Here is a 13,793-nt window from a genome sequence, read left to right as displayed (position 1 = left end):
TCAGTCCGTCCCGTACGCCGCGCGTACCGCGTCGCGCACCAGGGACAGCGCCTCGTCCCGGGACAGGCCGAGCCGTCGCGCCTGGTCCGCGTACTCCTGTGCCGCGGCGGCCGCATGACGGTCCGCCGCGTCACCGGCGGCGGCGATGAACGTGCCGTTGCGGCCACGGGTCTCGATCACCCCGTCGGCCTCCAGTGCGCGGTACGCCTTCGCGACGGTGTTGGCGGCGAGGCCGAGTTCCTCGGCGAAGCCGCGTACCGTCGGAAGTCTGAAACCGACGGGCAGCGCGCCGGAGCGGGCCAGTTCGGAGATCTGCGTGCGCAGTTGCTCGTACGGGGCGGTACCGGCGTCCGGATCAAGAACGATCTTCAGGGTCACGCCCCGATTCTCCCCCACGTCCGCCGCGGTGCCGGAAATTCGGGGGCGACCGGTGGCGGCCCACGCGTAACGTCCGGCCCATGACTGTCATTGTTCGTGACTTCCTCCCGGCCGACGCGGAAGGCTGGGTACGGGTCCGGCGTGCCGCCCTGCCCTATGTGGTGACGACACCCGAGTCCGTCATCTTCCAGATGGCCTCGGCCCACCCCGACAAGCGCTACCGGCTGCTGGTCGCCGAGGTGGACGGGGAGCTCGTCGCGACCGCGCAGGTCGGCCTCGCCCACGACAGCCCCGAACCCGGCCAGGGGTTCTGCAACACGTACACGCATCCGGACCGCACCGGGCTCGGGGCGGGTGCGCTGCTGGTGCGCACGGCCGAGGAGTACCTGGCGCGGGAGGGCGCGACCGCGGTCTACACCTGGGTGCTCGACGCCCCGTCGAACCTGGCCTTCGCCGGCGGGCGCGGCTATGTGCCGAGCCGTCGGGCGCACTTCTCCCGGCTCGATCTGACGGACGGGTCGCTGCCGCCCCGTCAGGAGCTCCCGCCGGGCGTGGAGCTGCGTACCGCCGCGGACTTCGCGGACGACCCCCGCCCGCTCTTCGAGGCGGACGCCGAGACCACGGCCGACGAGCCGAGCGACACCCCGGCCCTGCTGGACGACTACGAGGACTGGCTGAACCACACCTGGCGTGCTCCCGGGCTCGACCGCGAGCTCACCTCGGTCGTGATGGCGGACGGCGAAGTGGCGGCGTTCAGCGCGGCGGAGACCGACGGTCTGACCCGCTACTGGTCGGGGATGACGGGCACCCGCAGGGCGTACCGCGGCCGGGGCCTGGCCAAACTCGCCAAGAACGACTCGCTGCACCGGGCGCGCGCGGCCGGTTGCACGGACGCGTACACCGCCAACGACGCGGACAACGGACCGATGCTGGCCATCAACCGGTGGTTCGGCTACGAAATCTGTGCCACGAATGTGCGCCATGTCCGCAAGCTCGGCTGAGGCCGCCGTGGTGGTCGCCCTGGTGAAGGCCGGGCGGACCAAGATCCGCTACCCGGCGGACGTGGTGCGGGACGACGGCACCCGGGTTACGGTGCGCGCGCCGTGGGCGGCGCCGGGGGTCCGTGACTTCGGCTTCGTGCGGTTCGAGCCGGGCGATGTGTTCACCGAGCACTACTGGCGCGACCGCTGGTTCGCCGTGAAGGAGGTCCGTACCGGCTCGGGCGGACTCAAGGGCTGGTACTGCGACATCACCCGACCCGCGGTGCTGCGGGACGGGGAGCTGCTGGTGGAGGACCTGGACCTGGATCTGTGGGTGTCGGCGGACGGCTCGTCCGTACTGCGGCTGGACGAGGACGAGTTCGAGGAGAGCGGCCTCGCCGGACGCGATCCGGCGGCGGCCGGGGCGGCACTGCGGGCGCTGGACGAGCTGGAGCACCTGGCCCGCACCGAGGGGCTGGCGACGCTGCTGGCCTGACGATGGGCACAGGAGTTCGATCCGGTTCCGGGCGCCCCCCGTACGGTCCGCCCGGAACCCGGTCCACCGCCTCGGTCGGCCGTCGGCCCGACAGCCGCGGCGGAACAGGGGGTTCGGCACGCTGAACGGGAGGAGGCCGGCCTTCTCCTCCAGCGACATCCGGGCCGGCAGATCGGTGGTCCCGCCGTCACCGCCGTGGTCGCCCGGGAAAGGACTCCACGGGGAGACATCTTGATGCCCGGATGCCCTGGGGGCGGCCGTCCGGCCCTGCGGGTGACCAGTACATGAACATCGGTGAAACGACCGGGTCGGAACGCTCGGCGGTACCGGATCCCCGTCCCGGACGGCTCGCTGAGCTTCGTACTATCCAGGGGTGCCGAACCACCGAAGGACCAGTCCGCGCTATCTGCAGTTGGCCCGCCTCATCCAGGAACGCATCGACGCCGGAGAGTTTCCGGCCGGCTCCCGGCTGCCGAGCGAGCCCGAGATGTGCGCCGAGTTCGGCGTCAACCGGCTGACCGTCCGGGAGGCCGTCGCGGAGCTGGAGCGGGCCGCCGCCATCGAGATCCGCCGGGGCGTCGGCACCTTCGTGCGCCCGCCCGTCGCCCGGGTGTCGATCGCGGTCGATCCCCGCAGCCAGCGGTTCGACATGGGCAGTACGCACACCTCACTGCCCGCGTCCACGGCCGGACCGGGCATGGACGTGCAGGAGACGATCACCGACGCCCTGCCCGCGGGCACCGCCACCACCGACGAGGAGGCTGCCCGCCGGCTGGGCCGGCCCAGCGCCGGCCTCTCCCGGGTGGAGAGCGTGTTCTCCACCGGCCCGGAACCCTGGGGCATCAGCACCTACTGGATGCCGACCGCCCTGCTGCCCCGGGAACTCGCGGCCCCCGGACCGGTGGAGAACCTGGTCCGCACCCTGGCCGACAGCGCGGGCATCACCCTGGAGTACGACTGGCGCGCCTTCAGCGCCATCGGGGCCGACATCGGTGACGCCGACATCCTGGGCGTACCGGCCGGAAGTCCCCTGCTGGTCCGCGAGGGCGTCAGCTGCACCCCCGACGGCGAGCCGGTGCTCTATGTCCGCCGGCGCATCCGGGGAGAACGCGCCCGCTTCGTACTGAACTTCCGCGACCCGGGCGCGAGTCCGGCCTGATCCGCCGGACAGGCGCCGGCCCGGCACGAGCGTGCCCTAGTCCCGGTGCTGCGCCCACACATCGGTGTACGGTGCCGGTTCCTCCGGGGCCGGGCGGGGCTGGTGGACTCCGGCGACCAGCTCCACCTCGTACCCCGCGGTGTCCTCCAGGTAGGCGGCGATGTGCCCCTCGCCGCCCGCGTGCGGGTAGCGGTCCGGGAAGAGCGGCCGCCAGCCGTGCTCCGGGGCCCTTGCCACCAGCGCGTCGAGGGTGGCCCGGTCGCGGACGTGGAACGCGAGGTGGTTGAGCCCGGGGCGGTGCCGGTCGTGCGGGCCCGGGGCCAGGTCGGGCGACTGCTCGACCACGACATAGCTGTCGCCGCGGCGCCAGCTCCGCCCGTGCTCCCAGCGCTGGTAGGGGACATGGCCCAGCTCCCCGAGGAGCCAGCCCCATCCCCGCTCGGCCACCGCCAGATCGGGCACCCACAGCTCGATGTGGTGCACCTCTCCGGTGCCGGACCGGGCGGCGGGCAGCGGAACGGCGCGGCGGACGCCGTCCGGCTCGTACGCCACGGTGTCGCCGTCCTCGTGCCAGTGGATCAGGAAGTGCTCCCCCGCCCGGTAGCCCTCGATCCCCGCCCGGCAGTAGGCGACTACATCGTCCGGGAGGGCGTCCAGCGGGAACCAGGCCAGCTCGGAGCACTTGTCGGGTTCACGGTTGTACGGCGGGCGGTCGGGGTCGTACTCCGCCTCGAAGAACCAGCCGGTCCTGGGGCTGCCGCCGGGGCCGCGGTGCTGCATGACCAGGGCGACCCGCAGCTCGTCCGGCCCGAGTTCGACGCCGATCTCCTCGGCCGCCTCACGGATCATCGCCTCGCGGACGTCCTCGCCGTCCTCGACGTGTCCGGACGGGCCGTTGAACAGCCCGTCCGCGTACCCCGTGCCGGCCCGGCGGGCGAGCAGGACCTCGGGGCCGCGGCGGAGGATCAGATGGACATCGACGACCTCGGTGTGCCGGTGCGGCGGCTCGGCGCGGGCCACCAGGGCGTAGCGCTCGTCGTCGACCCGCTTGCCCCACAGGTCCGGGTCGTCGGAGAGCCGCTCGTGGTGGATGCGCTCGGTGAGTTCCGAGAGCAGTCCGGTCAGCTGCCCGGCGCCGAGGCCGACGCCGCCCCAGACACCTTCGACCAGGATCAGCCGGCCGCCGGGCCGCAGCAGGGTGAACCAGTGGCGCAGGGCGGCCGCCGGGTCGGGCAGCAGCCACACCACATGTCTGACCATGATCACGTCGAACTGCTGGTTGCCGACCGGCGGTCGGGCCGCGTCCCCGAGCAGGACCGCGGTGCCCGTCCCGGCGAGCTTGGCCCGGGCCTGCTCCACCATGCGCGGGGACCGGTCGACGGCGGTGACCCGGTGGCCCTGACCGGCGACGAGGAGAGCCAGGCTCCCGGTGCCGCACCCCAGGTCGAGCACCTCGGAGCACCCGCCGGGCAGCCAGCTCTCCAGCCGCAGTGCCCAGGCGTGCCGGACCACCGGGTCGAGCAGCCCGTGGTCGGGTTCCTCGTCGAAGGAGTCGGCTGCGGAGTCCCAGTCGATCGTCGTCATGGGTAGATCGTGCCAGCCGCCGCCGACAGCGGTACGGGGGATCCGTCGTCCGGGACGCCCGGACCCCCGTACCGCGGCTCGTGCTATCCGACGGCCGAGGCGCAGGTGGTGGGAGTGGCGTGCGCCGGGTCCAGGGCGTTCGCCACCTCGTGGTAGGCGACCCGGTCCACGGTGCCGATCGCCACGTGCTCGGAGAAGTCGACCGGGCACAGGTCCTGGAGCAGGACGTTGCGCACGTCCGGCCCGTCCAGGAACTGTGTGCGGTACGGGGTCACGACCTCGTCGTACCTGGTCGCGATGACGGTGTAGTGCACTCCGGGCACGGTGTCGGGGAGCGAGTTGAGCTTGGTGACGAACGGGGAGCCCGCCACCTGGTCCGCGAGACCGGGGGTGTTGGCGTTCAGCAGGTCCTCGGCTCCCGGGAAGTACGGCAGCAGCTTCGTCAGGCCGAGCAGGGTGGTGCCGTGGTTGTCGGGCGCGAGCCCGATCATGGCGTTCACCTTGGCGGCCCCGCCGAGGAACTTCAGGTAGTAGTTCGGCATCATGCCGCCCTGCGAGTGGCCCACGAGGTCGGCCTTGGCCGCTCCGGTGGCGGCGAGCACCTTGTCGACGAACGAGGAGAGCTGTCCGGCGGACTTGTCGACCGGGCCGAGTCCGTTGAAGACCGGCACACCGGGCAGCTGCCCGTAGTCGAGCGAGTAGACGCAGTAGCCCCGGTCGACCAGGTAGGGCGCGAGGACCAGCCAGTTGTCGATCGAGTTCCCGAAGGTTCCGTGGACCAGGACGACGGGGCGGGGATGGGCTGCGGAGGGCTTGCAGGAGTAGTCGTTCCAGCCACGGGAGGTGGCTGTCGCGGCGGTGGGGGCGGCGGCAGCGGCAGCGGCCGTGGGGGTGGCGGCTGCGGCGACGGCGAGGAGCAGTGCGGCGAGGGTTCTCCGCGCGCGTGGGGCGCGCGACGCACGTGTCCAGGGCAGCATCGTGTGGTCTCCTTGCGGCTCAAGGGAGTTGCGATGTCTGTACACCCTGCGGCCCGGACCACAGATCTGACTGCTGATTCATCCGTGTTCCCGGGCCAAATTACGCGTGAGTAAGGTGCCCTGGGAAGTTACGCGTCAGTAAAAAGTGATGATCCGTCGATCGGGCGAACCCGAAAGGGCGATCAGACCGCGAGCCGCCCCGGCATCACGGCCCGCGGGCCGAACCTGTCCCGCAGCCGGTCCGCCACCGCCTCGATCCGGCGGGCCCGCTCGTCCACCGGGTCGAACGACAGCTGGTGCGCGGCCCGCTCACTCTCCATCAGCCCCTCCGCGCGCAGCGCGATCCCCCGTACCCGGGCCCGTTGCAGGGCGAACGAGTCATGGATCCGGTACGCGAGCGCGGTGAGCGCCGCGGAGTGGGCGGTGGGTTCCCGGAGCGTACGGCTGCGGGTGAGCGTCGAGTATCCGGTCCGGTCGGCGTAGCGCACGCTGACCGCGAGGCCGCGGCAGACCTGCCCGTCTCCGCGCATCCTGGCCCCCAGCTCCTCGGTGAGCGACATGAGCGCGCGGCGCTGCCGCTCCCGGTCCAGCTCGTCGCGGGGGAAGGACCGTTCGGCGGCGATCGACCGGGCCGCGGCGCCCGGCAGGACCGCCGTGCGGTCGATGCCGCGCGCCCGCTCCCACAGTTCACGCCCGGTCCGTACGCCGGTGATCCGCTGGAGGGTGCCGAGCGGGGCGGCCGCGATCCGGCCGACGGAGTCGAGCCCGTACGCGCACAGGGTGCGGGCCGTCGCCGCGCCGACGCCGTCCAGCGCCGCGGCCGGCCGGTCCGCGAGGAACTCCGCCGCTCCTCCCCCGGGCACCACGAAGGTCGTCCCGGGCGTGGCCCGCCGGGCCGCCATCCGGGCCAGCATCGGGTTCTCCGCCGCCCCGATGGCGCAGTCCACGCCGTGCAGGGCGAGCGCGCGGATCCGGATCACCGAGGCCAGCCCCCGCACGTCCAGCCCGAAGTAGCGCAGCGCGCCGCGCACATCGGCGAGCGCCCCGTCGGGCGGGGCCGCCTCGACCACCGGGGTGAGCGCGCCGAGCAGGGCGAGCAGCCCCTCGTGACCCGCGCTGTCCGGGAGGCCTCCGCCGACCTTGCGGAACCGCAGGTACAGGATGCCCGGCACCTCGGGTGCGGTGCTCATCCCGCGCTCCCCGGGCTCTGGTGCCACAGCTTCCTGCCGGTGGCGACGCCTTCGCCGGGCGGCTGGAGGTCCGACCAGGGGTTCATCTCGTATCCGGTGGGCAGCTGGATGCGACGGCCGCTGCCGGCGGGATCGCCCTTCTCGCCCTTCTCGCCCTCCTCTGCCTGGGGTTCCTCCGCCAGTCGGTCCGCGACCGCGTCGAGTCCGCCGGTACGCCGCAGCTCGGCCAGCTCCGCCAGGTTCCAGGCGGCCGCGCCGACCACACTCAGGCTCCGCGGGCCGCGTCGCTGCACCACTCCGCGCACCAGCAGCAGCCAGGAGTGGAAGACGGTGTGCGCGCAGGCGGCGTGGCTGTCGTCGAAGAAGGCCAGGTCGACCAGGCCCGTGCCGTCGTCCAGGGTGGTGAAGACGACCCGGCGGCCGGAGCGGACCGGCGGGGTCTGGGTGGCCGCCTTGGCGCCCGCGACCAGCACGGTGTCCCCGTGCCGTGCCTCGCGCAGCCGCTTGGCGGAGACCGTGCCGAGCTCCTTCAGGAAGGCGTGGTGATCGTCCATCAGATGGCGGGAGACATCCATGCTCAGGACGCCCAGCTCGGCGCTGAGCCGTTCCGCGTCGTCCAGATCGGGCAGGCCGATGGAGCCGGTCCGGTGTCCGCCGCCGAGCGGCAGCTGCGCGCCCGGTCCGCCGCCGGGGCCCGCGCCCCGCTGGGCGCGGTGCAGTTCGGACAGGTGCAGCAGCAGATCGCGCCGGTTGGCACCGAACGCGTCCAACGCGCCCACCCGGGCCAGCCGTTCGGCGGCCGGCCTGCCCGGCCTGGCGCGCTGCCAGAAGTCGAGCAGCGAGGTGTAGGGCTGTCCGGCCTCGATCCGGGCGACCTCGGCCGCGCCGATGCCGTGGACGTCCGAGAGGGCGAGCCGTACACCCCAGAGGCCCTCCCCTCCTCCACTATCGGACACCAGTTCGATGCGATGGGTCGCCGCCGACCGGTTCACGTCCAGTCCCAGCACCGGCACCCCGCGCCGCCGCGCGTCCGCGAGCAGCAGCCGCTTCGGGTACATCCCGGGGTCATGGGTGAGCAGCCCGGCGTAGAAGGCCGCCGGGTGGTGCGCCTTGAGCCAGGCCGACTGGTACGTCGGTACGGCGAAAGCCACCGCGTGCGCCTTGCAGAAGCCGTAACTGCCGAACGCCTCGATGATCTCCCAGGTGCGGGCCGTCACTTCGGCGTCGTACCCCTTCTCCGTCGCCCGCAGCGCGAACCATGTCCTGATCCGGTCCTGCGATTCGGGGTCGGAGAGCCCGCGCCGCACCCGGTCGGCCTCGTCCCGGCCGCAGCCGGTCATGATGTCGACCATCTCGATGATCTGCTCGTGGAAGACGACCACTCCGTACGTCTCGCGCAGCGGCCCTTCCAGATCGGGGTGCGGGTAGCGCACGGGGGCCCGGCCGTGCCGGGCCTCGATGAACGGCCGCACCATGTCGGCCGCGACCGGTCCGGGGCGGAACAGCGAGATGTCGACCACCAGATCGTGGAAGCCGGCCGGCTGGAGCCTGCCGACCAGGTCGCGCTGGCCCGGCGACTCGATCTGGAAGCAGCCCAGCGTCTCGGCGCTCCTGATCATCCGGTACGTCTCCGGGTCGTCCGGCGGTACTGCGTCCAGGTCCACGGACCGCCCAGAGGCCCGTCCGATCTCCGCGACCGCGTGCGCCATCGCCGACTGCATCCGTACACCCAGCACATCGAGCTTGAGCAGCCCCAGATCCTCCACGTCCTCCTTGTCGAACTGCACCATCGGGAAGCCCTCCCCGCCGGTGGGCACGACGGGCACCCGGCGCAGCAGGGAGGCGTCCGACAGGAGCACCCCGCACGGGTGCATGGCGATGCCGCGCGGCAGAGCGTCCAGCGCCTCCACCAGCTCCCAGAGCCGCCCGTACCGGCCCTTCTCCCGTGCCACTTCGCGCAGTTCGGGCAGTTCTTCCATGGCCGCGCGGGCGTCGCGGGCCCTGATGTGCGGGAATGCCTTGGCCAGCCGGTCGGTCTCGGCCGGGTCCATGGAGAGCGCGGCGCCCACGTCCCGGATGGCGTGGCGCACCCGGTAGGTCTCGGGCATGGCGACGGTCGCGACCCGCTCGGTGCCGAAGCGTTCGATGATCGCGCGGTAGACGTCGAGCCTGCGGGCGGACTCCACGTCGATGTCTATGTCCGGCAGCACGAAGCGGCGCCTGGAGAGGAAGCGCTCCATCAGCAGCCCGTGCTCGACCGGGTCGGCGTGCGCGATCCCGAGGAGGTGGTTGACCAGGGATCCCGCGCCGGAGCCCCGGGCGGCGACCCGCACCTTCATCTCCCGCACATCGTCCACGACTTGAGCGACCGTCAGGAAGTAGGAGGCGAAACCGTGGTAGGCGATGATGTCCAGCTCCTGGTGCATCCGCTCCCAGTAGTCGCGCCTGCGGTCGTAGCCGCGCAGCACCATGCCGGCGGCGGCACGGGAGGCCAGCACCCGCTGGGCGGTGCGCCGCCCGGCGCCGACGAGTTCCGGTTCGGGGAAGTGGACGGAGCCGAGGCCGAGGTCACCCTCGGGGTCGACGACGCAGGCGTCTGCGGTACGCCGGGTCTCCGCGAGCAGCCGCGCCCCTGCGTCCTTGCCCAGACCGGCGGCGGAGGTGATCCGGGCTGCGGCCTCCGCCATCGCCCGGGCGTCCTTCAGCCAGCGCTCCCCGCTGTCGAGCGGGGCCCGGCGGGGGTCGACGGGGACCAGCCCGCGGGCCGCGTCCAGCACATCGGCGACCGGGCCCTGCCCGGCGTCGGCGTACCGTACGGCGTTGGTCAGCACGGCCCGCACCCCCTGCTCGGCGGCGAGGCCGACGGTACGGGCGGCGAGCCGCAGCGAGCCGGGTCCGGTACCTTCACGCCCGTGGTGGACGGCTTCGAGGCGCAGGTCGTCCCCGAAGATCTCCCGCCAGCCGGCGAGCAGCACCGCGGCCCGGTCCGGACGGCCGGCGGCCAGCGCCCTGCCGACGTCGGAGGCGGGGCCGAGCAGCACGGTGAGCCCTTCGGCGGGCAGTTCGGCCCGGCCGACCAGGGGCCGTCCCGCACCGTCGGGCGCGGGGGCGTGGGCGGCGGTGACGAGACGGCACAGCTCCGTCCAGCCCCGGGCGCCGTCCCGGGCGAGGAAGGTGACCCGGGGGGCGGATTCGTCGATGAAGGCGCCGCCACGGACCGGGGTCCGCGGCCGCTGCGCGGGCCCTCCGGTTCTCGTATGCTCCGGCGTCGCGGGCCCCGCCGCGAGCTCCACCCCGAAGAGCGGCCGTATCCCGGCCTTCTCGCAGGCCCTGGCGAAACGGACCGTACCCGCGAGGGTGTCCCGGTCGGTCAGCGCCAGCGCGTCCATTCCCCGCTGGGCGGCGCGCTCCGCCAGCCGCTCCGGGTGCGATGCCCCGTACCGCAGGGAGAACCCGGAAACGGTATGCAGATGCGTGAACCCGGGCATCTGCACCTCCTGGACCGATCCGTACTCACCACCCCCTTGCCTCCACCATAGACCAAGTTTCGAACATTCGTGCGATAGCGGGGAGCGCGGAACCTCCCCGGCCCCGGACCGGCGGCCCGCGAGGGGCCCGGTCAGCCATTCGGCCCTGCCCCGCCTGCACGAACAACCGGCGCCCCGGAGCGTGGGGGCATGACTTTCGCTGACGAGGTGAAGAACGCCGTCACTCCACGGGCCGCACTGCTCGTCATCGGTGTGCTCGGACTGCAGCTGCTGTTCATCGCGTCCTACGTCGGGGCGCTGCACAAGCCGAAGCCGACCGACGTGCCCTTCGGCGTCGTCGCACCGCGGCAGATCTCCGCACAGCTCCTCACCGAGCTGAAGAATCTTCCCGGCGGCCCGCTGGACCCCCGCACGGTCGCCGACGCGGCCACGGCCCGCGAGCAGATCCTCGACCGCAGGATCGACGGCGCCCTGATCGTCAATCCCGAGGGCACGGCCGACACCGTGCTGGTCGCCTCCGGCGGCGGCACCTCGCTGGCCACCACCCTGACGAAGATCATCACGGAGGTCGAGCGGAGCCAGCAGCGCACGGTACGGGCCGTGGACCTGGCCCCCGCCTCCGGCCAGGACTTCAACGGGATCTCGTCGTTCTACCTGGTCGTCGGCTGGTGCGTCGGCGGCTACCTCTGCGCCTCGATCCTGGCGATCAGCGCGGGCGCCAAGCCCGCCAACCGTCAGCGCGCGGTGATCCGGACCGGCGTCATGGCGCTGTACTCCATCGCGGGCGGGATCGGCGGCACGATCATCATCGGACCGATCCTCGGCGCCCTGCCCGGAAGCTTCTGGGGCCTGTCGGGCCTGGGCACACTGACCGTCTTCGCGGTCGGCATGATCACCCTCGCCCTCCAGGCCATCACCGGCATCGTCGGTATCGGCCTGGCCGTCCTGATCGTGGTGATCGCGGGCAACCCGAGCGCCGGCGGCGCCTATCCGCTGCCGATGCTCCCGGACTTCTGGCGGGCGATCGGTCCCGCGCTGCCGCCCGGGGCGGGCACCTGGGTGGCCCGCTCGATCGCCTACTTCAGGGGCAACGCGGTCACCGTCCCCCTGCTGGTGCTGTCCGCGTGGGCGGTGGTGGGCACGGCCATCACACTTCTGGTCGCCGCTCGCCGCAGACCGGAGGAACTCACCGGCGAGCGGCCTCCGTTCGGCTCGACGCCGCTGCCCTGACCGCCCGTCCCGTCCCTCACACGCGGAGGCGCCGGAGCACCCCCGGCACCGGAGCTCCACCATGTGCTCGGCCGCCCGCTGCGGCGCCCGACCGCCGCGGACCAGGACGCCCGCCCCGATGTTGCGGCGGGCGGCGGGCGGGCCCGCGACGCACCGGCCATCTCCTGGAGCGACCGGCGCGGCCCGGTGCTCGACCCGGTCACGGGCCGGGGCGGCGCGAGGCGCCCGGCCCCCTCACTCCAGACTCCGCGCCAGCTTCTCCAGCCTGCCGGCGAGCCCGTCCCCCTGGGCCGCCATCTTCGTGGCCTTGCCGGACCAGAAGTCCGGGCCCGTCAGCCGCCCGTACCGCTCGGCCCACGAGGCGGCCTCCCGGTCCAGCCGCTCCGCCGTCGTCCGTACGTCGGCGTCCGCCGATGCCGCGAGCGCGTTCACCTCGCCCACCAGGCGCTGGACCTTCCGCACCAGCGGGCTGGCGCTCCGGCCGGACCGGCGGTCCGCCCCGGTGGCGGGCCGGGGAGAGGTGGCAGCCGGCGAAGGCACCGGCGGCGGCTCCACGACGACGGGGCGGCGGCCCGTACGCGTCAGCCTCCGCGCTCCGGGCACCCGCAGCCCCTCGGGCGTCATCGCACAGGCGTCGAGGGGCACCCAGTCGGTGCTGCGCCGCGCTTCCTCCGCCCTGATCCGGACGTGCCGCGTCACGCCTTGTGTCTCGAAGCGGAAACGGAGCACGTGGCCGGCCCGCTCGTACATCTCCTCCATGGTCTCGGGATGGGCGGAGCCGGGCCCGAAGACCCAGTCCAGGCTTGCCGCATCACGTTGCAGCTCCTCGCTCGCCGAACGCCACTCGGGATGCGTCAGCCGCCGGAACTGGAAACGCACCCGCTGCCGGCGCTCACGCACCTGGAAGTCGACGGCGTCACCCGGACCCGAGCCCTGATCACGCAGCACGGCTCGCGCGTCGATGCCGCCGCCGCGGGCCCAGCGGGCGAGGTCCTGCTTGACGAAGAGGTGGTCCGCGCTGTCCGCGCCGTTGGCCCTGCGGTGGCAGGAGGCGTTCGGCGCATGGGCGAAGTGACAGACCTTGTCCACGTACAGCCGGTCGGACAACTTGCCGCCGCAGCCGCCGAGTTGAGTGCCACACCAGTACGTGTACGCGGGATGCCGGCGCCGCAGCCGCCGAAGCTCGTCGGCCTCCTGCGGCAGCACGATGCCCAAGCCCGACGCGGCGCTCCCGATGACCGCGGTCTGCACCAGCCGACGATCCGATTCGGCCATGCCACCTCTACCCCTGACAGCTCACACAACCCACCCCCACCCACACGGACATTGAAGCATGCACTTAGTTCACAGCAGAGACCGGCTCGGTGAATGCACCGGCGCCGGACAAGAACACCTGGCGGGCCGCGGGGGCGGGAGCTACGCCGCCCCGCGATGACGACTCACTCCGGTATCAGAATGGGGCCCCGTCCGCGCAAGGTGAGTGCTGATGCTCACTCAGGACGCGAACAGGGATTCCCGCCTTCCTTCTGGGCGCGCGTGCGAGGGTTCGCCGTGCCGCCCTCCGTGATCGAGACCGCGACCGGCCGCCGGCAGGTCGGCGACTGGGCGGGGGCTTGCGCCGCCGCAGGTATTGACGCCGATCTCGCCCCACGGTCCGTTTCACGCACCCACGGCCGGGAACTCGCGTCCCGGCTCCGGGACGATCTCCGCCATCTGGCTCCTGACCTGCTGCGCTGGCACCTGCCTCGGATCGCCCCCGCGGGCTGCTGCGCCCGGGACTGACGATCGCCCTGGCCCGGTACGGCACCGAGGGGCCCGACGGTGTGCGTCCGGTGCATCTGGTGGTCCGGACCCCACCCGCCCGGGCGGACGCCGGGCAGCGGATCGGGCGGCGCTGTGGGACGGTGCGGACCCCGGCATCGAGGCCCGCCACCATCCGCACCACCGCCCGAGCCCTCGGTTCCGCCTCGATCTGCACCGCCATCCGTGGGACGCGCGCAGGGCCGGCGAGCTGCGGATCCGGTCCGGGGCCGGGCTGTCCGTGCCGTTGCCCGCGCTGCCGCCGGACGTGCTGGGGGCAGCGCCGCCGGGGCACCACTGCGCCGTCGGCCGGTGGGCGGACGAGGCGGGCATCCTGCTCCGGGCCGAGGGGCGGTCCGCCGGTACCGTCGCCGTTCGATTCGGGGCCCGGCGGCGGTTGCTGCTGGACCCGGTGCCGGAGATCGGGGCGGCCGCCGGGGCGCGGCAGGGCTCCGCGAGGACCGGTGTCGACCCCTTCGTCCCGGTCCGGCACCCACCCCGGGTACTGTCC

At 73.2% G+C, this 13,793-nt stretch carries 10 protein-coding genes and 1 pseudogene; 5 read left to right on the top strand and 6 right to left on the bottom strand.

The features are described from left to right. On the bottom strand, positions 1-378 hold the full coding sequence (locus ACFVH0_RS29365) for a GntR family transcriptional regulator (protein ID WP_385825040.1): 378 nt from the start codon (positions 376-378) through the stop codon (positions 1-3). An 80-nt stretch (positions 379-458) separates the two neighbouring features. On the opposite strand from ACFVH0_RS29365, the gene ACFVH0_RS29360 reads away from it, so the two are divergent. The 3 genes from ACFVH0_RS29360 to ACFVH0_RS29350 all read left to right on the top strand — a co-directional run bounded on the left by ACFVH0_RS29360 (position 459) and on the right by ACFVH0_RS29350 (position 3,013). Then, positions 459-1,379 (top strand): GNAT family N-acetyltransferase, encoded by a 921-nt coding sequence (locus ACFVH0_RS29360; RefSeq protein ID WP_385825038.1) that lies wholly within the window; start codon positions 459-461, stop codon positions 1,377-1,379. Next, positions 1,360-1,854 (top strand): DUF402 domain-containing protein, encoded by a 495-nt coding sequence (locus ACFVH0_RS29355; RefSeq protein ID WP_385825036.1) that lies wholly within the window; start codon positions 1,360-1,362, stop codon positions 1,852-1,854. Before ACFVH0_RS29360 ends, ACFVH0_RS29355 begins: the two co-directional genes overlap by 20 nt. A gap of 373 nt (positions 1,855-2,227) precedes the next feature. Then, on the top strand, positions 2,228-3,013 hold the full coding sequence (locus ACFVH0_RS29350; RefSeq protein WP_385825034.1) for a GntR family transcriptional regulator: 786 nt from the start codon (positions 2,228-2,230) through the stop codon (positions 3,011-3,013). Between the two features lie 36 nt (positions 3,014-3,049). On the opposite strand, the gene ACFVH0_RS29345 is transcribed toward ACFVH0_RS29350, so the two are convergent. The 4 genes from ACFVH0_RS29345 to ACFVH0_RS29330 all read right to left on the bottom strand — a co-directional run bounded on the left by ACFVH0_RS29345 (position 3,050) and on the right by ACFVH0_RS29330 (position 10,252). Then, a complete protein-coding gene (locus ACFVH0_RS29345) occupies positions 3,050-4,597 on the bottom strand; it encodes a methyltransferase domain-containing protein (RefSeq protein ID WP_385825032.1) in 1,548 nt (515 codons plus the stop codon). A gap of 83 nt (positions 4,598-4,680) precedes the next feature. Then, positions 4,681-5,574: an esterase/lipase family protein gene (locus ACFVH0_RS29340; protein WP_385825030.1), complete on the bottom strand. Its 894-nt coding sequence runs from the start codon at positions 5,572-5,574 to the stop codon at positions 4,681-4,683. A 182-nt stretch (positions 5,575-5,756) separates the two neighbouring features. Next, positions 5,757-6,764, bottom strand: coding sequence for a hypothetical protein (locus ACFVH0_RS29335; protein WP_385825028.1), 1,008 nt, complete (start codon positions 6,762-6,764; stop codon positions 5,757-5,759). Then, positions 6,761-10,252, bottom strand: coding sequence for a DNA polymerase III subunit alpha (locus tag ACFVH0_RS29330; protein ID WP_385825026.1), 3,492 nt, complete (start codon positions 10,250-10,252; stop codon positions 6,761-6,763). Before ACFVH0_RS29330 ends, ACFVH0_RS29335 begins: the two co-directional genes overlap by 4 nt. A gap of 189 nt (positions 10,253-10,441) precedes the next feature. Here ACFVH0_RS29330 and ACFVH0_RS29325 point away from each other — a divergent pair, with 189 nt between their 5' ends. After that, positions 10,442-11,482, top strand: a complete 1,041-nt coding sequence (locus ACFVH0_RS29325) for a DUF3533 domain-containing protein (protein ID WP_385825024.1) — start codon at positions 10,442-10,444, stop codon at positions 11,480-11,482. Positions 11,483-11,716: 234 nt separating this feature from the next. On the opposite strand, the gene ACFVH0_RS29320 is transcribed toward ACFVH0_RS29325, so the two are convergent. Beyond that, positions 11,717-12,757 (bottom strand): hypothetical protein, encoded by a 1,041-nt coding sequence (locus ACFVH0_RS29320; protein WP_385825022.1) that lies wholly within the window; start codon positions 12,755-12,757, stop codon positions 11,717-11,719. Between the two features lie 211 nt (positions 12,758-12,968). On the opposite strand from ACFVH0_RS29320, the pseudogene ACFVH0_RS29315 reads away from it, so the two are divergent. Then, positions 12,969-13,691, top strand: a pseudogene (locus ACFVH0_RS29315) (hypothetical protein); the annotation flags it as partial. Positions 13,692-13,793 lie beyond the last annotated feature (102 nt).

It is taken from the genome of Streptomyces sp. NPDC127117 (assembly GCF_042677325.1).
Lineage (GTDB): Bacteria > Actinomycetota > Actinomycetes > Streptomycetales > Streptomycetaceae > Streptomyces.
Note: the sequence above shows the minus strand (reverse complement) of the source record. Positions and strands in the feature narration are given on the sequence as shown.

What these genes read in the sequence shown, in the direction of transcription:
- ACFVH0_RS29355 (WP_385825036.1), top strand. Translation starts at nt 1,360, where the DNA reads ATGTCCGCAAGCTCGGCTGAGGCCGCCGTGGTGGTCGCCCTGGTGAAG.
- ACFVH0_RS29360 (WP_385825038.1), top strand. Translation starts at nt 459, where the DNA reads ATGACTGTCATTGTTCGTGACTTCCTCCCGGCCGACGCGGAAGGCTGG.
- ACFVH0_RS29345 (WP_385825032.1), bottom strand. Translation starts at nt 4,597, where the DNA reads ATGACGACGATCGACTGGGACTCCGCAGCCGACTCCTTCGACGAGGAA.
- ACFVH0_RS29330 (WP_385825026.1), bottom strand. Translation starts at nt 10,252, where the DNA reads ATGCCCGGGTTCACGCATCTGCATACCGTTTCCGGGTTCTCCCTGCGG.
- ACFVH0_RS29325 (WP_385825024.1), top strand. Translation starts at nt 10,442, where the DNA reads ATGACTTTCGCTGACGAGGTGAAGAACGCCGTCACTCCACGGGCCGCA.
- ACFVH0_RS29320 (WP_385825022.1), bottom strand. Translation starts at nt 12,757, where the DNA reads ATGGCCGAATCGGATCGTCGGCTGGTGCAGACCGCGGTCATCGGGAGC.
- ACFVH0_RS29340 (WP_385825030.1), bottom strand. Translation starts at nt 5,574, where the DNA reads ATGCTGCCCTGGACACGTGCGTCGCGCGCCCCACGCGCGCGGAGAACC.
- ACFVH0_RS29335 (WP_385825028.1), bottom strand. Translation starts at nt 6,764, where the DNA reads ATGAGCACCGCACCCGAGGTGCCGGGCATCCTGTACCTGCGGTTCCGC.